Source organism: Actinopolymorpha singaporensis, assembly GCF_900104745.1.
GTDB lineage: Bacteria > Actinomycetota > Actinomycetes > Propionibacteriales > Actinopolymorphaceae > Actinopolymorpha > Actinopolymorpha singaporensis.
Genome location: NZ_LT629732.1, coordinates 6,254,014 through 6,273,296, shown reverse-complemented (window position 1 = coordinate 6,273,296; position 19,283 = coordinate 6,254,014). Strand labels below are relative to the sequence as shown.

General features: G+C 71.9%; 16 protein-coding genes. 10 read left to right on the top strand and 6 right to left on the bottom strand.

The annotated features are described in order from the left end of the window. Positions 1–13: 13 nt before the first annotated feature. Positions 14–808 carry a hypothetical protein gene (locus BLU27_RS28070; RefSeq protein WP_092656761.1) on the bottom strand — a complete coding sequence of 265 codons (795 nt, stop codon included), beginning with the start codon at positions 806–808 and terminating at the stop codon, positions 14–16. Positions 809–1,259: 451 nt separating this feature from the next. Between BLU27_RS28070 and BLU27_RS28065 the strand changes: the two genes are divergently transcribed. Beyond that, entirely contained in the window at positions 1,260–3,350 is a 2,091-nt protein-coding gene (locus tag BLU27_RS28065) for a GxGYxYP domain-containing protein (RefSeq protein ID WP_092656759.1), read from the top strand. A 58-nt stretch (positions 3,351–3,408) separates the two neighbouring features. Here BLU27_RS28065 and BLU27_RS28060 read toward each other — a convergent pair whose 3' ends face one another. Next, complete coding sequence (locus tag BLU27_RS28060) at positions 3,409–5,562, bottom strand: prolyl oligopeptidase family serine peptidase (protein WP_241827683.1); 2,154 nt, start codon at positions 5,560–5,562, stop codon at positions 3,409–3,411. A 64-nt stretch (positions 5,563–5,626) separates the two neighbouring features. Here BLU27_RS28060 and mshB point away from each other — a divergent pair, with 64 nt between their 5' ends. From mshB to BLU27_RS28040, 4 genes are all read left to right on the top strand, one after another. Next, the gene (mshB, locus tag BLU27_RS28055) at positions 5,627–6,514 is read left to right on the top strand and encodes an N-acetyl-1-D-myo-inositol-2-amino-2-deoxy-alpha-D-glucopyranoside deacetylase (RefSeq protein WP_092656755.1); all 888 of its coding nucleotides are present in this window, start codon (positions 5,627–5,629) and stop codon (positions 6,512–6,514) included. 71 nt (positions 6,515–6,585) lie between these two features. Next, positions 6,586–7,017 (top strand): DUF6113 family protein, encoded by a 432-nt coding sequence (locus tag BLU27_RS28050; RefSeq protein WP_157728841.1) that lies wholly within the window; start codon positions 6,586–6,588, stop codon positions 7,015–7,017. Next, positions 7,007–7,588 (top strand): flavin reductase family protein, encoded by a 582-nt coding sequence (locus tag BLU27_RS28045; protein ID WP_241827682.1) that lies wholly within the window; start codon positions 7,007–7,009, stop codon positions 7,586–7,588. Before BLU27_RS28050 ends, BLU27_RS28045 begins: the two co-directional genes overlap by 11 nt. 387 nt (positions 7,589–7,975) lie before the next feature. Next, positions 7,976–9,718 (top strand): VanW family protein, encoded by a 1,743-nt coding sequence (locus BLU27_RS28040; RefSeq protein WP_157728840.1) that lies wholly within the window; start codon positions 7,976–7,978, stop codon positions 9,716–9,718. Between the two features lie 23 nt (positions 9,719–9,741). Here the strand turns inward: BLU27_RS28040 and BLU27_RS28035 are convergent, their stop codons facing one another. Next, entirely contained in the window at positions 9,742–10,827 is a 1,086-nt protein-coding gene (locus BLU27_RS28035; RefSeq protein ID WP_197681608.1) for a GNAT family N-acetyltransferase, read from the bottom strand. Positions 10,828–10,905: 78 nt separating this feature from the next. Here BLU27_RS28035 and fdxA point away from each other — a divergent pair, with 78 nt between their 5' ends. From fdxA to BLU27_RS28020, 3 genes are all read left to right on the top strand, one after another. Beyond that, positions 10,906–11,232, top strand: a complete 327-nt coding sequence (fdxA, locus tag BLU27_RS28030) for a ferredoxin (protein ID WP_092656747.1) — start codon at positions 10,906–10,908, stop codon at positions 11,230–11,232. A gap of 61 nt (positions 11,233–11,293) precedes the next feature. Continuing rightward, the gene (gene dapC, locus BLU27_RS28025) at positions 11,294–12,397 is read left to right on the top strand and encodes a succinyldiaminopimelate transaminase (protein WP_092656745.1); all 1,104 of its coding nucleotides are present in this window, start codon (positions 11,294–11,296) and stop codon (positions 12,395–12,397) included. A gap of 249 nt (positions 12,398–12,646) precedes the next feature. Continuing rightward, positions 12,647–13,936 (top strand): citrate synthase, encoded by a 1,290-nt coding sequence (locus tag BLU27_RS28020; protein WP_092656743.1) that lies wholly within the window; start codon positions 12,647–12,649, stop codon positions 13,934–13,936. A gap of 28 nt (positions 13,937–13,964) precedes the next feature. Here BLU27_RS28020 and BLU27_RS28015 read toward each other — a convergent pair whose 3' ends face one another. Then, positions 13,965–15,095 carry a PrsW family glutamic-type intramembrane protease gene (locus tag BLU27_RS28015; protein WP_157728839.1) on the bottom strand — a complete coding sequence of 377 codons (1,131 nt, stop codon included), beginning with the start codon at positions 15,093–15,095 and terminating at the stop codon, positions 13,965–13,967. A gap of 331 nt (positions 15,096–15,426) precedes the next feature. On the opposite strand from BLU27_RS28015, the gene BLU27_RS28010 reads away from it, so the two are divergent. Next, a complete protein-coding gene (locus BLU27_RS28010) occupies positions 15,427–16,113 on the top strand; it encodes a DUF308 domain-containing protein (RefSeq protein WP_157728838.1) in 687 nt (228 codons plus the stop codon). Here BLU27_RS28010 and BLU27_RS31020 read toward each other — a convergent pair. Continuing rightward, positions 16,102–17,028, bottom strand: a complete 927-nt coding sequence (locus tag BLU27_RS31020; protein WP_092656739.1) for a VldE C-terminal domain-containing protein — start codon at positions 17,026–17,028, stop codon at positions 16,102–16,104. The two genes, BLU27_RS28010 and BLU27_RS31020, sit on opposite strands and share 12 nt — an antisense overlap. Then, positions 17,028–17,969 (bottom strand): 2,3,4,5-tetrahydropyridine-2,6-dicarboxylate N-succinyltransferase, encoded by a 942-nt coding sequence (dapD, locus tag BLU27_RS28000; RefSeq protein WP_092656737.1) that lies wholly within the window; start codon positions 17,967–17,969, stop codon positions 17,028–17,030. Before dapD ends, BLU27_RS31020 begins: the two co-directional genes overlap by 1 nt. A gap of 148 nt (positions 17,970–18,117) precedes the next feature. Between dapD and dapE the strand changes: the two genes are divergently transcribed. Then, a complete protein-coding gene (dapE, locus tag BLU27_RS27995) occupies positions 18,118–19,179 on the top strand; it encodes a succinyl-diaminopimelate desuccinylase (RefSeq protein ID WP_092656735.1) in 1,062 nt (353 codons plus the stop codon). Positions 19,180–19,283 lie beyond the last annotated feature (104 nt).

The window sequence follows — 19,283 nt, the reverse complement described above, 5'->3', positions numbered from 1 at the left end:
TACCTCGGTCTCCTCAGAAGAACCGGACGTCGGTGATCGCGCCGGTCGCGAGCAGGTAGACGTAGAAGTCCGCCACCGCGACCGAGATCAGCGAGGCCCAGGCGAAGCGTGGGTGGTGGCCGTTCAGCTTCGACACGAACGTCCAGAAGCGGTAGCGCACCGGGTGCTTGGAGAAGTTGCGCAGCCGGCCGCCGGCGATGTGCCGGCACGAGTGGCACGACAGGGTGTAGAGCCAGATCAGCACCACGTTGACCAGCAGGATCAGGGTGCCGAGACCCATGTGACCCCACTCGTGCTGCGGGTTGCGGAACGCGATCACCGCGTCGTAGGTGAGGATCAGGGCGATCAGGAACGCCGCGTAGAAGAACCACCGGTGGATGTTCTGCAGGATCAGCGGGAACCGCCGCTCTCCGGTGTACTTCTTGTGCGGCTCGGGCACCGCGCACGCCGCCGGCGACAACCAGAAGGAACGGTAGTAGGCCTTCCGGTAGTAGTAGCAGGTGAGCCGGAATCCCAGCGGGAAGATCAGGATGACCAGGGCGGGGGAGAACCACGCCGGCAGGAAGCTGATCGGCTGCCCGAAGTCGCTGGCGCCGGAGACGCAGTGGGTGCTCAGGCAGGGGGAGTAGAACGGCGAGAGATACGGCGAGGCGTAGTAGTTGGCGCCGGCGAACGCGCGCCAGGTGGAGTAGACCACGAACGCCGTGAACACCGCGAAGGTCACCGCCGGATAGATCCACCAGCGGTCCTGGCGCAGCGTCCGCTCACCGATCTGCGCGCGTTCGGGACCCATCACTCCCGTTGCCATCTCGCCCAATCCTCTCGCGTGGCCGGTCCGGTCGCCGGCCGAGCGTCCCGGGCGTAGTCCCCGGGTACGGACGCCGACGGTGCGGGTGGGGAGAGTCTGCCGCACGCGTGGCCACCGTGATCGACCAGGTTGTCACCCGGGTCGGGGGATCGCCTGGGGGCCGATGTGACCGACGCCACCCGTGCGTCAGCTTCGTCTGGCATGTTGCACCCTTCCGGCCGTACATAGTGGGCGCCGGGGCCAGGTCGGAATGTGTGATCGGCCACACTCGGGCTCGGGGCGGCGTTCGCACGCTGCGTACGCCCTCCGAACGCATGGCGAAAAGCGGCCAGGCCGGGCGTAGCGGCGGTTCCTGAGAGGTAGTGTCCGGTCACCTTCTGCCACCGAGCCGGAGCCGGGTGTGCCCGGGGTCCCCGGCGGTGGCCCGGACGTGAGCCGCGGAGCTGCCGCCATGACAACGACGTCACCTTCCCGAATCCGCCCCTCCCGACGTGCGTTCCTGGCCGGCGGGCTCGCCGCCGGGGCCGCGGGCACCTTCCTCGCCGCGCCATCGCCGGCGTACGCCGAGCAGGCGCAGGGGATCTCCTGGCCGGCGCGGCGGGAGCTGCCGGTGTTCGCCCGGCCTAGCCACCTGGACGCGCTGATGATGGCCGGCGACACCGCCGAGGACGTCAAGTTGCTGGTCACCACGCTGCAGGGGCTGGTCAACCGCGACCGGCCCCGGATCTACGTCGTGGTGGGCAGGCCCAGCGAGGGCGCGGACACCTGGCTGAAGGACACCCACGTCCCGTACACGACGTTCACCGACCCCTGGCAGGTCCTCGACCGGCACCTACACCGGGTGAAGGGGATCGTCGTGTACGACCCGGAGGTGGTGGAGACCGTCAACGTCGCCACCACGATCGGAGCGCTGCGGGGCGGAGTGATCGCCGGCCCCGAGCTGGCCGGCAGGCTCACCGCCGCGCCGTACGACCTGCCCGTGCTGGACGACCTGCGCGGCCGGTTCGACTCCGACCTGGCGGCCACCACGTGGGCGTTCGAGCACCTGTGGCCGCAAACGAGCCACCGGGTGCTGTTCGGCCTCAACCCCGGCCAGAGCGTCCCGATCCCGCCGGACAACTGGAAGGACTTCCGGGAGATCCTCCGCGAGGACCGGCCGATCCGCGACTCCTCCAACCGCGCCGTGCACGACCTCGACCTGTCGGCGTTCCTCGGCGGCGATGCCGTCTACCTGAGGTTCCAGGACTCCCAGCCGGCCGACGGGTGGGGACCCGCGGTGCACCAGCTCACCGTCCGGGCAGACGGGGCGGTGCTCGCCGACCTGACCGCCGGCACCGACCCGGAGCGGGCGGCGCTGTTCGACAAGGGCGGCTCGATCGTCAAGCCGCAGTCGGGCACCACGGATGCGCACCGCTTCGCCGACGGGACCAACTACTTCGTCTACCGGCTGGCCGTCCCGGACGGCACCGCGAAGCTGGTCGTCTCGGTCGACATGTGGAACCAGTACCTCGTCTCCGCCTCGAGGACCGCCCCCGCCGTCTCCTCCGACGACCGCCGCCCGGCCTCCCAGCAGTTGCGCGACTACGCCGTGGCCACCCGGGCGATGCCGTTCTGGCTGGCGTCCAACGACAGCCCGGAGGACACCGCGCTGATGGAGCGGATCTTCACCGCGGCCGACATGGGCACGCCGTACCTCGGCTGGTTCACCGACGAGTTCAACGGCGTGCGGCTCGCCTCCCGGCACGGCGTCTACGTGCTGGCCGCGGACTTCCTGGAGAACGCCTCGGTGTTCGGCGGGGTGCGCGCGCCGATCCGGCCGCAGCAGGTGCCGGCCGCGCCGAAGCTCGCGAAGAAGGTCTACCTCACGTTCACCTTCAGCGAGGGCGACAACCTGCAGTACGACCAGCACCGGATGCGGCAGCTGTGGGACCACCCCGACCGCGGCAGGGTGCCGCTGAACTGGTCGGTCAGCCCGCTCCTCGCCGACGTGGCCCCGGTCATGATGAGCCACTACCTGCGCACGGCGACCGCCGCCGACACTCTGGTCGCCGGGCCGAGCGGCCCGGGCTACTTCTTCCCGTCGCTGTGGCCGGAGGACGAGCTGCCGAAGTTCCTCGCCGCCACCCGGTCCTACCTCGACCGGCCCGGCCTGGACGTGATGTACGCGCTGGACGACCGGTCGGCGCTGACCGAGGCCTCCGCCTCGGCGTACAACGACAACCTCGACCTGCGCGGCGTCTTCTACAACATGTGGTTCGTGCGCAGCGACACCACCGTGATGGACGGCGACCTGCCGGTGTCGACGCAGCTCGCGATCGGCGACCGCGCGGTGATGCGGGACCGGATCCTGGCCAACGCCGAGGACTACGACGGCAGCAAGCCGGTGTTCGTCGCGGTGGGCGTACCTGCGTGGGACCTCACGCCCGGCGACATCGTCTGGGTGGTCGACCAGGTACGGGCGAAGCTGGGGGACGACGTCGCAGCCGTGCGCGGCGACCACTACTTCACGCTGCTCCGCGAGGCGAAGGGGCTGGCGGGCTGACGAGGCCGCGGCGCCCGGCCGGCGGAACGCTCCTGCCGGCCGGGTCTCGCGGCCCGGCTCAGCCGAGCGCCTCGCGCAGGAAGTCCAGCTCCAGCAGCAGGAGGTTCTCCGCGACGACCTCCTGCGGCGTCATGTGGGTGACACCGGTCAGCGGCAGCACCGTGTGCCGGCGGCCGGCCGCCAGCAGCGCGGACGACAGCCGCAGCGTGTGCGCCGCCACCACGTTGTCGTCGGCCAGCCCGTGGATGAGCAGCAGCGGCCGCTCCAGGCCGGCGGCGGCGTCGAGCAGGCTGTTGCGGGCGTAGACGTCGGGCTGCTCGTCGGGGTGGCCGAGGTAGCGCTCGGTGTAGCAGGTGTCGTACAGGCGCCAGTCGGTGACCGGCGCGCCCGCAACGGCGGCGTGGAAGACGTCCGGCCGGGCGATCACCGCGAGCGCGGACAGGTAGCCGCCGTACGACCAGCCTCGCATCGCCACCCGGCCCGGGTCCACGTCGTCGGGGTAGCGCCGGGCGATCTCCCCGACCACCTCCACCTGGTCGTCGAGGGTGCTCACGAAGTCGTTCAGCACCTCGCGTTCCCAGGCGGGGCCGCGGTTGGGGGTGCCGCGCCCGTCCGCGACCACTACGCAGAACCCCTGGTCGGCGAGCCACTGGCTGGCGAGGAACGCCGCCCGCGCGGAGCGCACCCGCAGCGCGTGCGGTCCGCCGTAAGGGTCCAGCAGCAGCGGCAGCCGGCGCGAGCCCGGCGTGTGGTCGCGGGGGAAGAGGACCGCGGTCCGCAGCTCACGGGGGCCAAGGCGGAGCAGCGTGACCTCAGGCGTGAACGGCGGCCGCTCCTGCCGGGACTCGATCCGGCCGGCCTCGGCGCCGTCACGCAGCACCCGCACGACCGTCCCGTCGTGGTCCAGCGACTGCGAGACCAGCAGCACCGTGCCGCCGGACGCCCGGCCCAGGTGCACGCCCGGCTCGCGGGTCAGCGGCGTGACCGTGCCGTCCGGCCCGACCCGCACCACGTGCTGCTCGGTGGGTTCGGTGGTTGCCGAGACCAGCACGCCGTCGGCGTCGACGTCGAGTACGGCGCCGACCTGCAGGCCGGCCGGCGTCACCGGCTCGCCGTCGAACGCGAGCTGCCGGGTCTCGGCCGTGTCGACCGTCGTGAGCAGGCGCCCGTCGGGCAGCCAGCGCGGCGTACCGGAGACGATCTCGACCCACGCCGGGTCGCCGTCCTCGCGGACGACGGTGGTCGTGCCGGTGGCCGGGTCGACAGTCAGCACCTGCGCGGACTTCTGGTCGCGGCTGAGCACCCGCAGCAGAGGCGGTCCGTACGACGTCCAGCTCACGTCGACGAGGTAGGGGTACGCGGCGGCGTCCCAGCGGACCTCCCGGCGCTCGCCGGCGAGGTCGACCAGCCACAGCGAGACGTCGGCGTTGCCGGTGCCTGCGGCGGGGTAACGCACCGGGACCGGCGGCTGGTCCGGCTGGGCCGGGTTGGCGATGTGCCACTGCGGCACCGGGGCCTCGTCGTAGCGTTCGACCAGCAGCGACGTGCCGTCCGGTGCCCACCAGAAGCCGCGTACGCGATCCATCTCCTCGGCGGCGACGAACTCCGCCACGCCCCAGGAGACGGTGGTCTCACCCGGCTCGGGTCCCACCAGCACGCGCTCGCCCGGCGTCCCGCCTGCCGCGCCCGCTTCGGCGTGGGTGTCGACCAGGCGCAGGCCGGCGTTGGAGGCGTACGCGACGTACCGGCCGGACGGGTCCGGGCGCGGGTCGACCACCGGCGCGACCGACGGGAGCTCGCGGACCTCCCCGCCGTCGAGGTCGGCCAGCCACAGCCGCGACGACAGCGCGAACGCGGCGTACCTGACGTCCTGGTCGCAGGCGTACCCGACGATGCCCGCGGCGCCCTCCCGGGAGCGCTCGCGGCGCGCGCGCTCGGCGGGGGAGAGGTCCTCCCGGCCGTCGGTGAGCAGGGTCGCGGGGTCGGCGACCCGGCGTTCGGTGCCGGAGGCGACGTCGTACGTCCACAGCTCGATGCCCCGGTCGGTGCCCGAGGGTGCGCGCAGGAAAACGATCCGGCCTCCGTCCGGAGCGATCGTGAACGTACGCGGCGCGCCCAGGCTGAAGCGGAGGGTCCGGGCGTTCAGCCGGGGATAGGTCGGGGCGGAGGTGGCGCCCGCGGACTCGGCGGGGCGCGGCTGCGGTGTGGTCACGAAAGCCGATCCTGGCATGCCCGGACCCCGCGGTGCTGGTGGAGCCGGTCCGTATGGTTGCCCTATGGCAGACCGCAGAATCCTGCTCGTGCACGCGCATCCGGACGACGAGACCATCGGCAACGGCGTGACGATGGCGAAGTACGCCGCCGAGGGGGCACAGGTCACCCTCGTCACCTGCACCAGGGGCGAGGAGGGGGAAGTACTCGTCCCCGAGCTCGCCCACCTGGCCGCCGACCGCGACGACACCCTCGGTGACCACCGGGAGAAGGAAATGGCCGCGGCCATGGCCGAGCTCGGGGTCACCGACCACCGCTGGCTCGGCGGCGTCGGCCGCTACCGCGACTCCGGCATGATCGGCACCCCCGCCAACGACCGGCCCGAGTGCTTCTGGCGGGCCGACCTGTGCGAGGCCGCCGACCACCTGGTGGCGGTGATCCGTGAGGTCCGCCCGCAGGTGCTCGTCACCTACGACGAGTTCGGCGGCTACGGCCACCCCGACCACATCCAGGCCCACCGGGTGGCGACCTACGCGCAGTTCCTGGCCGGGGCACCGTCTTACCGCCGCGACCTCGGCGAGGCGTGGAGCATCCCGAAGGTCTACTGGGGGGCGATGCCGGAGTCGATGATGCGGGAGGGGCTGCGCCGGCTGCGCGACATGGGAGAGACGGCGTTCGAGGGGATGGACCCCGACGGCGAGCTGCCGCGGACGTTCGTCCCCGACGAGCTGATCTCGGCCCGCATCGACGGCAACCACCACGTCGAGCGCAAGCTGGCCGCGATGCGGGCGCACGCCACCCAGATCGCGGTCGACGGGCCGTTCTTCGCGCTGTCCAACAACCTCGGCAACCAGGTCTGGGGCACCGAGTGCTACCGGCTCGTGTACGGCAGGCCGGGCCCGGCCGACCCGGCCACCGGCCAGGAGAACGACCTGTTCGCCGGGGTGGCCTGATCCTTCCGGCCGGCGCAGGGCGGGTTCCGAGGTCGGGCGTCTCAGGTCGGAACATGGCCTAGGCTCCCCAGGTGGCAGCACTTTCGCGGGTGGCCGGACTGGCCGCCGCCGCGGTCCTCGGCCTGGTGGCCGGCACCTGCGGCGTCGTGGTCTCCCGGGTGAACCTCACCGTGCTCGGGGCCCGGCTGCCCTACGGCATCGTGCTCGCTCTCGTGGTGGCCGCGCTGTTGTTCGCCCAGTGCAGGTACCTCCTCGGCAAGGGCGGCGGGGTGGCTGCCGCCCTGGGCTGGGCCGTGCCCGTGGCGGCGGCACTGTGGCCCCGGCCGGAGGGCGACGTCGTGCTCGCCGGCGACTGGTACGGCCTCGGCTTCGTGGTCGCCGGGTTGTTCCTGGTGGGCTGGCAGCTCCTGCGCCGGGGTGACCGCCGCGCCCGGGCCGGCCAGGGCGGGCGTCGTACGGGGACGACCGGGGGTTCGACGAGAAGAGGGGACCGTGACCGCTGACCATCAGCACGTCCACCACGACCAGTCCGCCCACGACCAGCCGCACGACCAGCCGCTCGCACCCGTGGGCGAGGCCGACTACAAGGCCGCCATGGCCCGGTTCGCCAGTGGTGTCACGATCGTCACCACCTGCCTGGACGGGGTGGACCACGCGATGACCGCCAGTGCGTTCACCTCCGTCTCGCTCTCCCCGCCCCTGGTGCTCGTCTGCGTGGAGAAGATCGCCAGGTTCCACTCGGCCGTGCTGTCCGTCGGCACCTGGGGCGTGTCCGTGCTGACCGACGACAGCCACCAGGTGGCCACCCGGCTGGCACGCCGCGGCCGTCCGCTGCAGGGCCAGCTCGACGGCATCCCGGTGCACCGCGGGGTCACCGGGGCGGCCCTGCTGTCGACCGCCGCGGCCCGGCTGGAGTGCCGTACCGTCGCCGTCCACGACGGCGGCGACCACTCGATCGTGGTCGGTGAGGTCGTCGGCACCGACGCCCCGGCGGATCCTGCACCGGCGCTCGTCTACTACGCCGGTGGCTACCACGCCGTCGGTGCCCGGACCGACCCTGAGCTCCAGGTCTGAACCGACCGCGCGGAGCTGGACACCCGGACACCCGGACGCCCCGACACCCCAATACCCGGACAACCGGACAACCGGACAACCGGACACGGCACCGCGGACCGCCCCGGCCGCCCAGCGTCACCGCCTCAATCACCGCATCGCGGGCAACCCGTGCAAGGGCACACGGACCGGAAACGCGCGGGGTCCGGTCCCGGCGGAGGAGGTCCACAGCCTCTACTCTTGGCGGGATTGTCACCGAGCGCCCGCCTGCCGCGGGTCTCGGCCACGCACCACAGCAACACGGAGGACGCCGTGCGAGACCCGGGCGAACCCGGTCAGCCGACGCCTGAGCCGACCCAGTACCCATCGGCGGAAGCCGACGCGCAGTCCGCAGCAAGGCGCGGACGGGTGATCGTACTGGCGACCGTAGGCGTCCTGGTCGTGCTCCTGGGCGGATACGCCCTGCTCGCCATCACCCTAGGCGGCAGCGTCCCGCGGGGCACCTCCGTGGGCGGTGTCGACGTCAGCGGGCTCAGCCGTGACGAGGCCGTCCAGCGCCTGCGCGACCGCCTGGCGCCGAGGGCGGAGGACTCGTTCCGGGTCGGCGTGCGTGGCAGGACGTACAGCCTCGAGCCTGCCGAGGCCGGGCTCGGCCTCGACCTGCCCGCGACCGTGGACGCCGTCTACGTTCCCCGCAGCCTCAACCCCGTCGAGGTCTCCAAGGCGCTCGGGGGTGGCGGTGACGTCGCTCCCGTACTCACCGTCGACCACGCCAAGCTGGACGCCGCGGTCGCCGGGCTCGCCAAGGAGGTCCGCAAGGCCGGGAGCCCGGGCGGCATCACCTTTACCGGCGGCACCGCGAAGGCCGCCGACCCGGTGGTCGGATACCGGCTGGACACCGCCGCGTCGGCCGACCGGATCGAGCAGGAGTTCCTGCGGACGACCGCGCCGATCGACCTGCCCGTGACGGAGCAGAAGCCCAAGGTGGGCCAGGCCGAGGTGCGCCGCGCCATGCGGGAGTTCGCCACCCCCGCGATGTCCGGGCCGGTGAAGGTACGGGTCAACGACAAGTCGTTCGACGTGTCGCCGGCCGAGGTCGGCGCCGCCCTGACGATGGTGCCCGACAAGTCCGGCCGGCTGGCTCCCAGGCTCGACGTGGCGGCGTTCGAACGAAAGGTCGCCGACCGGCTGAGGGTCCTGCAGATCGAGCCGAAGGACGCCTCGGTGCGGATGTTCGCCGGCCGGCCGACCGTCGTGCCCTCCACCCAGGGCCAGACTGTTCCGCCGGCCAACCTCGCGCGCGCCGTGGTGGCCGCGCTGCCGAAGTCCGGGGCGGAGCGGGTCGCGACCGTCCGGACCAAGGCGACCGACGCGAAGTTCACCACCAAGGACGCGCAGAACCTCGGGGTGAAGCAGGTCGTCGGCCAGTTCACGACGTACTACCCGCACGCCGCCTACCGCAACACCAACATCGGCCGGGCCGGCGAGCTGATCAACAACCGGCTGATCAAGCCCGGCGAGACCTTCAGCCTGAACGGCATCCTCGGCGAGCGGACCGAGGCCAACGGCTTCGCCAAGGGATTCGTGATCGTGGGCGGCCGGCTGCGCGAGGAACTCGGCGGAGGCGTCTCGCAGGTCGCCACCACGACGTACAACGCAGCCTTCTTCGCCGGTATGGAGGACGTCGAACACCGCCCGCACGCCTTCTACATCGACCGCTACCCGGTCGGTCGCGAGGCCACCGTCTACTGGGGTTACCTCGACCTGAAGTGGCGCAACAACACCCCGTACGGCGTGCTCGTCCAGGCGGTCAACCAGCAGAGCTCGCCGGGGAAGAAAGGCAGCATCACCGTCCGGCTGTGGAGTACGAAGTACTGGACGGTGAAGGGGCAGACTTCGGCTCGCCACAACTTCCGTGAGCCGAAGGTGATCTTCGACGAGAAGGACGGCTGCGTTCCCCAGGACGGTGTGCGCGGGTTCGACGTCGACGTCACCCGCAGGCTCTACCGCGGCAGCTCGCTGGTGAAGACCGAGACTGACCACGTGCGCTACAGCCCGGAGGACCGGGTCACCTGCGGCCCGTCGCCGACACCGACGCCGAAGCAGACCCCCACCCCGAAACCGAAGCCGCCGGCCGCCGTGGGGAACTGACCGGCCCGGTGGGCCCGGACCGGCTACCGGGCCGGGCCGTAGTAGCGGTACTGGTGGTCCAGCCGGAAGCCGAGCCTGTCGTACAACCGCAGCGCGTCGGTGTTGTCTGCGGCCACCTGGAGGTACGCCCAGCTCGCACCCAGGTCGCGGCCCCACGTGCCGAGCGCGGTCAGGACTGCACGAGCCAGTCCGCGCCGCCGGTAGGCCGGGACGACCTCCACCGCGCTGAGGCCGAGCCACCGGCCGGTCACGACGCCGCGCCCGATCCCCACCAGGTCCTGTCCGGCCCCACCGGTCGCGCTCGCCGTGAGCCGGGCCAGGGCGACGTGGTCACCTCCGCCGAGCACCTTCCGGGCAGCCGGGCCCGAACTTCCGTACAACTCCGTCCAGGCCTCGTCCGGCTCGCCGCCGAGGGCGACCTCCACCGCCGGTCCGCCGGTACGGGAGAGCATGTCGGCCACCGGCGCGACCCGTACGTCGGTGGTGTCGAAGCCGCGCTTGCCGCTGGCCTTCGCCCGCCAGCCCCTGGCCAGCAACTCCGCCTCCAGGGGTGTGCCCACCACCACCTGGATGCGGGGCGGCAGACCTGCGGCGGCGTAGAAGCCGGCCACCCGGTGCAGCGCGTCGTCCAGGGGGCAGCCAGGGTCGCCCGCGGGTACGACGGAGTTGGCCCGGCCGGTGAAGCCGCCCGCCGCCTGCAGCAGCCAGCCGCCGAGCCGTTCGGTAACGGTCGCGGGCCAGCCCCGCGCCGCGACCAGCGCCAGGGCCGCCCCGGTCTCCGGCGCGTCCCCGGCCGGATCGGCGGGATCGGCCGGATCGGCGGGATCGGCCGGCTCGGTCACGGCCGGGTCGGCCGGATCGGCCGGCTCGTCGTTCGCCGGGGCGCGCCGTGGCCGGCGTGCGGGCGCGGGGGGAACCGGCTTGCCGGCCACCACGTCGTCCTCGGCGACCTCGACGAGTTCACCGTCCCGGCGCCGCAGGGCCAGCCGCCCGCCGGCCCAGGACTCGAGCACACCGAGGACGTCGCCGTAGACCGTACGGCCGTGCTCGACACCGAGCCGACGGCGGACGACGACCCGGTGGCCGACGTCCGCGGAAGACAGTGGCACCGTAAAGGGACCCTTCGTTGTCACTGGTTGTACCGACCTGGCGATACTAGGAGGGTCAGTTCGACAGAGGAGGAACCGGTGACCTACGTCATCGCACAGCCGTGTGTTGACCTCAAGGACAGGGCGTGTGTGGACGAATGCCCCGTCGACTGCATTTACGAGGGCAAGCGCATGCTCTACATCCACCCGGACGAGTGTGTCGACTGCGGCGCGTGTGAGCCGGTCTGCCCGGTCGAGGCGATCTTCTACGAGGACGACGTGCCCGACCAGTGGAAGGACTACTACGCCGCGAACGTCGACTTCTTCGACGATCTCGGCTCGCCTGGCGGCGCCGCCAAGACCGGGGTGATCGACAAGGACCACCCGCTCGTCGCGGCCCTGCCGCCGCAGAGCACCGAGGAGTGACATCCGCGGGGGCTCCGCCAGGTGCGGTGGGGCCCCCGACGAGGCGAGCGAGAGGGGCACCGTGCGAAGTCCGCTCCCGGACTTTCCCTGGGATCGACTGATTCCCGACAAAGAACGCGCCGCCGCCCATCCGGACGGCATCGTCGACCTTTCCGTCGGCACCCCGGTCGATCCCACCCCGGAGGTCGTCCGCGCCGCCCTGTGCGATGCCGCCGACGCTCCGGGCTATCCGCAGACCTACGGCACTCCCAGGCTCCGGGAGGCCGTGGTCGGCTACCTGGAACGCCGGTTCGGCCTGTCCGGCCTCGACCCGGACGCGGTGCTCCCCACCGTGGGCTCGAAGGAGTTCGTCGCCTGGTTGCCGACCATGCTCGGCCTGGGCCCCGGTGACGTGGTGGTGGTCCCGGAGACGGCCTACCCGACGTACGCCGTTGGTGCCCAGATCGCCGGCTGCAGGGTCGTTCCGGCCGACTCGACGTTCGCGTTGGGGCCGGAGCAGGTCAAACTCGTGTGGCTCAACTCACCTTCCAACCCCACCGGGCGGATCCTGCCCGCCGCCCACCTGGCCAAGGTCGTCGCCTGGGCACGGGAGCGGGACGTGCTCGTCGCCTCCGACGAGTGCTACGCCGAGTTCGGCTGGGACGAACAGCCGGTGTCGGTCCTCGACCCGGAGGTGTGCGGCGGCAGCCACGCCAACCTGCTCGCCGTCCACTCGCTGTCCAAACGATCCAACCTCGCCGGCTACCGCGCAGGCTTCGTGACGGGCGATTCCGCTTGTGTACAAGAGCTCCTGGGTGTCCGCAAGCATGCCGGGATGATGGTGCCGGCGCCCGTCCAGGCGGCGATGATCGCGGCCCTGTCCGACGACACCCACGTCGACGAGCAGCGGGCGAGGTACGCCGCGAGGCGCGAGGTACTGCGGGAGGCGTTCACCGCCGCTGGGTTCGAGGTCGACCACTCCGAGGGCTCGTTGTACCTCTGGGCCACGCGTGGGGAGCCGTGCATGGACACCGTACGGTGGTGTGCGGAACAGGGCATTCTGGTCACCCCCGGTGATTTCTACGGAACGGCGGGTGTCCGGCATGTCCGGGTAGCGTTCACCGCGACTGACGAGAGGGTCGCCGCCGCGGCGAGCCGTCTGCGGGGCACGCGCGACCGCGGGTGACCCTGCGTTGTACCGATCTCCCCAGCACCCTGGGGGGTGACACGACAGCAAATGCGGAGGATGCCGACACGTGGGCCGGCCGATCGGCGGCGGCTCACGAGTCGTGGAGATGCGGGACGGGCGTCGTTCGTTGGGACGACAGTTGAGACGGGCGTCTTCGGGCGTCCCGTCGGGACGGCACGACCCGACTCCCTCCACGGCGGCGTCGTCCCGAGCCGGGCCGAACAGGGCAGGACGGAGGACACGAGCGTGACCGACCAACAATTCACGCTGAAGCACGCGAACGGTGAGGTCGAACTCCCGGTCGTGGCCGCGAGCGAAGGTGCTTCGGGCGTGGACATCTCGGCGCTGCTGAAGCAGACCGGGCATGTCACTCTCGACCCGGGTTATGTGAACACGGGTGCCTGCACGTCGGCCATCACCTACATCGACGGTGACGCCGGGATTCTGCGTTACCGCGGCTACCCGATCGCCGAGCTCGCGGAGAAGAGCAACTTCCTGGAGGTGTCGTACCTCCTCATCTACGGCGAACTCCCCACGCAGGCGCAGTACGACGAGTTCGCCGAGAAGATCCGCCGGCACACGCTGCTGGACGAGGACCTCAAACGGTTCTTCGACGGCTTCCCCCGCGACGCGCACCCCATGCCGGTCCTGTCCTCGGCCGTGAGCGCGCTGTCGACCTTCTACCAGGACAACCTCGACCCCGCCGACGCCGAGTCGGTGGAGATCTCCACCGTCCGCCTGCTGGCCAAGCTGCCGACCATCGCGGCGTACGCCTACAAGAAGACCGTCGGGCAACCGTTCCTGTACCCCGACAACTCCCTCGGCTACATCGAGAACTTCCTCCGGATGACCTTCGGGCTGCCGGCCGAGCCGTACGAGGTCGACCCCGCCGTGGCGGAGGCCCTCGACCTGCTGTTCATCCTGCACGCAGACCACGAGCAGAACTGCTCCACCTCGACCGTGCGGCTGGTGGGTTCCAGCCAGGCCAACCTGTTCGCCTCGATCTCCTCCGGCATCCACGCGCTGTCCGGCCCGCGGCACGGCGGCGCCAACTCCGCCGTCCTGTCGATGCTGGAGCAGATCGTCGCCGAGGGCGGTGACGTCGCCAACTTCGTCGAGCGGGTGAAGAGCCGGGAGAAGGGCGTCCGGCTGATGGGCTTCGGGCACCGGGTCTACAAGAACTACGACCCGCGCGCGGCGATCGTGAAGAAGACCGCCGACGACGTGCTCGACCGGCTCGGCAAGTCCGACCAGCTGCTGGACATCGCCAAGCAGCTGGAGGAGGTCGCGCTGAACGACGACTACTTCGTCCAGCGCAAGCTCTACCCCAACGTCGACTTCTACACGGGCCTGATCTACCGCGCGATGGGCTTCCCGACCCAGATGTTCACGGTGCTGTTCGCGCTCGGCCGGCTGCCCGGCTGGATCGCGCAGTGGCGGGAGATGATCGTCGACCCGGCGAACAAGATCGGCCGGCCCCGGCAGGTCTACACCGGCGAGCGGGAGCGGTCGTTCGTCGGCATGGAGCAGCGGTAGCCGCGTAGTTCCCAGCGGCCACAGTCGGTCAGGCGTCGGTCCGGTCCGGAGCCCGTTCCTCGGGCGACGGCGGGACCGGCGCCTGCGTGTCGGTGGGAACGCCGGCAGGCACCGACTGCCCCGGAGTCTCCGGCGCCTCCCGGGGCTGCGGGGGCAGGGTGACCGGCGCCGGTCCGGCAGGGCGACGGCGCAGGACGCCCAGCCAGATCACGCCGAGTGCCACCAGCAGGACGAACCCCACCGCGCAGGTCACGGCGTACAGCTGGATCTGCACGGCCGTCGGCCGGGGGACGAAGCCCAGCGAGAGCAGCCGCGGCTCCCAGGTCGTTCCGGTGACGAGCAGGGTGAAGACGATCGCGACGCTGCGCAGGGAGTCCCACAACGCGTGCAGCAGGCCCACGCCGAGGAAGGTGAAGAGGATGCCGGTGGTCGGCCGCACCCGGCGACCGCGGGCCGCGGCGAAGATCGTCCCACCCAGCAGGGCGGTCCACAGCGCCTGGCCGACGGGTCCGACCGGGCCGCGGAGCAGTTCGGTCTCCACCAAGGTGCGCAGGGACAGTCCGCTCACGTTCAGCAGCGCCTGCAGGCCGTAGCCGACCGTCTCGCAGGCGCCGAAGCCGAACCCCACCACGGCACCGAGCACCAGGCCGGACCGCAGCGTCCGGGTGGGCAGCCGGCGGGCGAGATACAGCAGCACCAGCGCCTTGAGGATCTCCTCGCCGAGCGCCACTCCGACGTACCCGAAGACGTCCGGTGTCCGGAAGTAGCCGGCGAGGGCGGACGCGCACAGCAGGCCGAGCACGCCGCTGACGAGGTACGCCCGGACCAGCAGGGAAACGTCGAGACCGGGCACGGGCCTGCGTTCGTGCACCCATCGGGCATACGTGAGCGGTCCGAGGAAAGCGCCCAGCACGACCACGACGGGCAACAGCGGCGTGTCTCCGCCGCTCAGCGTCACGACGGCGGCGAGCAGCCACAAAGCGAGCCCGGACAGCAGGAACCGTCCCCAGGCGTACGACGTCAGCCCGCGCCGCTGCCCCGGGGGGCGGCCGGGTAGTGCGGGCATCCCGCTGGGCGAGGCGGGCCTGCTGGGCTCGTCGGTACCGGATGGCTCGTCCGGCCCGGCCTGGCGCGGGGCCTGCCCGGTGACGTCGCTCATATCGAGGTCTTCTCCATCGCGCCCGGCGTCTATGCCTGGGCCGGGCGCGGCGGACGGCCCAGGCCGCGGGGTGCGCCCTGGCGGTCGGGTGGCCCGCCCGCGAGCCCGGCCGAAGTGCCGGGAGTGCGGACTTCGGGTCCGCTGGGTACGACGCTGTCCAGATTCGTTCGGAGTCCATCCGGAGTCCATCCGGAGCCCGTCCGGAGCCCGTCCGGAGCCCGTCCGGAGCCCGTCCGGAGTCCATCCGGTGCCCATCCGTCCGCGCCATCGCCCCCTGGTGCGGCACGGTGCCGGTGCTCACGCCGGCAGTCCGCAACCAGGGAGGCGACCGATGTCCGGCAACTCGGGCAATCCCGGCGACGTCGTGGAGGAGGGACCGCGATCCAGGCGGCCCGGCTCGTCCGGCCGGGACCCGTCGAGCCCGGCCCGGCCGCCCGGAATGGCGCCGCGCCCCGGCGTGGAGACCTGGGCACACCTGGCCACGCTCGGCGGATGGACGCTGGTCTTCGGCCTGGTGGTGCTGGCCTGGCCGCGGCTTCCGGTGGTGGACTTCCAGACGCTCGTCGGCGGCTGGTTCTTCGCCGTGGGCACCACCCGGCTGGCGACGACCATGCTGGCCACCCGACGTGCGCGGCTGTCGGGGGAGACGGTCTACTCCGCCCTGCTCGGCGTACTCCTCGTCGCGTCCTCGGCCCTGTGCCTGCGCGGCCTGCTGACCACCGTGGTCCTGCTCGTCGTCCTGGTCGCACTGCACTGGCTGCTGAGCGGCTTCGGCGAACTGATGGCGGCGCTGGCCGGCCCGCCCGGCGGCCGCGGCTGGCAGTTCGCCGCCGGGCTGGTCGCGGTGGGCGTGGGGGTGGCGTTCCTGCTGCTGCCGGATCTGTCGCTCTCGACAGTGGTGCCGATGACCGCGGTGAGCTCGCTCGGGGCGGCCGGGGTGCAGGTGGTGGCCGCGATCGCGATGCGGCCGGTCACCGAACGCCCGGAGCCGGATCGGCCGGTTCGGTCAGTTCGATGAGTTCGGTGAACCCACGACGACACGGACCCGGGTGGGTGCGGCAGCCCGGTCGGTGCGCCAGCCGTCCTTGGACCGGTCCGCCGTCCACGTGCGGCCGGCATAGGAGACCGACCCGATCCCGAACCGCTTGGCGTAGGCGACCGACCACTGCGCGACCGACCAGCCGAACCTGGCTTCGCCGGTGCGTACGGGCACGTCCAGGACCAAAGCCGCGGTGTTGCCTGCCGCCAGTCCGTCGTTGCCGCCCCGGCCGACGGTCGCGCTGGTGACCCGTCCCCGGTCGCTGCCGTAGGCCTTGGCGAGCTCGGCGGACAGGTCGGCGGTGGTGGTCGGGCCGCGCTGCCCGGTCGGCTGGAACTCACACGAGAACGCCGCCGGCGTCTGGCCGGTCAGGGCGGAGGCCAGCGCCCGGGCGTTGGACTCGTGCTGGGAGTACGCGCTGCCGTCGGCCGACAGCTGGACCCGTTGCGCCGCCGCCGCGATGTCCATGGTGGTGTAGCCGGGCACCTTGGCCAGCGCACTGTAGAACCGGCCGGTGGCGTAGTAGGGGTCCTGGATCTGTTCGACCGTGCCCCAGCCCTGGCTCGGCCGCTGCTGGAACAGGCCCACCGAGTCCAGATGGCCGTAGTCGATGTTGCGCAGGCCGGACTCCTGGTAGGCGGTGGCCAGCGCGATGCTCGCCGCCCGCGGCGGCAGGCCGCGGCGTACTGAAACCGCGGAGATCAGCGCGGCGTTCTGCGCCTCCTCCAGCGGGAGTTCGGCCCGGATGCCGTTGGCGGTGGCGTGGCACGCCTCCACCAACGGCTGCCGGAACAGGAACTCCGAGGCCAGCATCGCGCCGGCGACGACAAGCCCGCAGGCGATCGCCACGATGGCGACGGCCCTGGCGATCCGCTTCCCCCCGGACGCGGTCATCAACCGTTGGAGTGCAACGCGGCGTTGAGCTCGACCCCTCCGGTGGTACGGGGGAGGGCCTCGAGCGCTCCGGAAATGCTGTTGCGCCAGAAGAGCAGGCCCGGCGTACCGGACAGCTCCCGCGCCTTGACGATCTCGCCGTCGGGCATCTTCACCTTCGAGCCGGCGGTGACGTAGCAGCCGGCCTCGACCACGCAATCGTCGCCGAGGGAGATGCCGACGCCGGCGTTGGCGCCCACCAGGCACCGCTTGCCGATGGAGACGACCTCGGTGCCGCCACCGGACAGGGTGCCCATGATGGACGCACCGCCACCGACGTCGGACCCGTCCTCGACGACCACGCCGGCCGAGATGCGGCCCTCGACCATGGAGGCGCCGAGCGTGCCGGCGTTGTAGTTGACGAAGCCCTCGTGCATCACCGTGGTGCCCTCGGCCAGGTGGGCGCCAAGGCGAACCCGGTCGGCGTCGGCGATGCGTACCCCTGCCGGCAGCACGTAGTCGACCATCCGGGGGAACTTGTCCACGCCGTACACCGTGACCTCGCGCCCGGCGGCCCGCAGCCGCAGCCGGGTCTGCTCGAAGTCGTCGACCGCGCAGGGGCCGGCGCTGGTCCACACCACGTTGGTCAGTACGCCGAAGATGCCGTCCAGGTTGGCCTCGCGCGGGCGGACCAGCCGGTGGGACAGCAGGTGGAGCCGGAGGTAGGCGTCGGCCGCGTCGGCGGGCGGGGAGTCGAGGTCGGGGAGCACGGTACGGACGACGGTCCGGCGTACGCGCCGCGCGTCGTCCTCGTCCGCCAGGGCCGCGAGCTCGGCCGGGAGATGGTCGTCACCGGGCCCCGGCGCGCCCAGTGCGGGCGCGGGATACCAGGTGTCGAGGACCTTGCCGTCATGGGTCGTGGTCGCGAGTCCGAAGCCCCAGGCGCCAGGTGTGTTGGTCATGTGGTTCAGCCTGCCAGAGCCGGGCAAGCGGGCGAGCCCGGGTCCGACAAGTGCCGGACGGCTGGATTCGGGCACTTTCGTCGTACGGTCGCCCCTTTGTGCACCACCTCGCCGGACGCTCGGCGCCGCTCCTGGCAGACTGCGAGCCATGCCGAGCCTGGATCTTCACACCGACGTCGTCACCCTCACCCGCGCCCTGGTCGACGTCGAGTCCGTGAGCGGGAACGAACGCACGCTCGCCGACGCGGTGGAGGCGGCACTGTCCGGTCTGCCCCATCTGCAGACCGGCAGATTCGGCAACACCGTGGTCGCGCGCACGTCGCTGTCCCGGGCCGAACGCGTCGTCGTCGCCGGTCACCTGGACACTGTGCCGGAGGCGGGCAACCTGCCGTCCCGGCTGGTCGACGACCGCATCTACGGGCTCGGCGCCTGCGACATGAAGGGCGGGGTCGCGGTGGCTTTGCGGCTGGCCGCCACGATCACCGAGCCGGTTCGTGACGTGACGTACGTCTTCTACGACTGCGAGGAGATCGAGGCGGAGAAGAACGGCCTCGGCCGGTTGGCGCGCACTCGGCCCGAGGAGCTGACCGCCGACTTCGCCGTCCTGATGGAGCCGTCCAGCGCGCAGGTGGAGGGTGGCTGCCAGGGGACGCTGCGGGCCGAGATCGTGCTGCCCGGCAAGCGCGCGCACAGCGCCCGGGCCTGGATGGGCGCCAACGCCATCCACGCGGCCGCGCCGGTGCTGACCCGGCTGGCCGAGTACAAGCCGCGCCAGGTCCCGGTCGACGGGCTCGTCTACCGCGAGGGGCTGAACGCCGTCGGAATCACCGGGGGCGTGGCCGGCAACGTGATCCCGGACGAGTGCCGGGTCACCGTCAACTACCGCTTCGCGCCGGACCGTTCGGAGGCGGAGGCGTTCGCCCACGTGCAGGAGACGTTCGCGGGGTACGTCGTGGAGCTGCGCGACTCCGCTCCGGCGGCCGCGCCGGGGCTGGACCGGCCGTCGGCCGCGGCGTTCGTCGAGGCGCTGGGGGTGCAGCCGCACCCGAAGTTCGGCTGGACGGACGTGGCGAGGTTCGCCGAGCTCGGCGTACCGGCCGTCAACTACGGGCCCGGGGAGTCCGCGCTCGCCCACACCCGCGACGAGTACGTCGAAGTCGCCGAACTCCACTCCTGCGAGGACCGTATGGGTGCCTGGCTTCGCGGCTGATTGTCCGCTGATTCACCCGGCTGTCGGCCGCGCCGGTTACCCTTCGGTGCCATGTGGCCAGATCAGGACGACCCGTTCACCTCCGCGTCATCGGTGTCATCGAC

Coding starts and splice junctions, on each gene's coding strand:
- mshB (WP_092656755.1), top strand. CDS start 5,627: ATGGCAGACCGCAGAATCCTGCTCGTGCACGCGCATCCGGACGACGAG.
- dapE (WP_092656735.1), top strand. CDS start 18,118: ATGCCGAGCCTGGATCTTCACACCGACGTCGTCACCCTCACCCGCGCC.
- BLU27_RS28015 (WP_157728839.1), bottom strand. CDS start 15,095: ATGAGCGACGTCACCGGGCAGGCCCCGCGCCAGGCCGGGCCGGACGAG.
- BLU27_RS28065 (WP_092656759.1), top strand. CDS start 1,260: ATGACAACGACGTCACCTTCCCGAATCCGCCCCTCCCGACGTGCGTTC.
- BLU27_RS28070 (WP_092656761.1), bottom strand. CDS start 808: ATGGCAACGGGAGTGATGGGTCCCGAACGCGCGCAGATCGGTGAGCGG.
- BLU27_RS31020 (WP_092656739.1), bottom strand. CDS start 17,028: ATGACCGCGTCCGGGGGGAAGCGGATCGCCAGGGCCGTCGCCATCGTG.
- dapD (WP_092656737.1), bottom strand. CDS start 17,969: ATGACCAACACACCTGGCGCCTGGGGCTTCGGACTCGCGACCACGACC.
- BLU27_RS28010 (WP_157728838.1), top strand. CDS start 15,427: ATGTCCGGCAACTCGGGCAATCCCGGCGACGTCGTGGAGGAGGGACCG.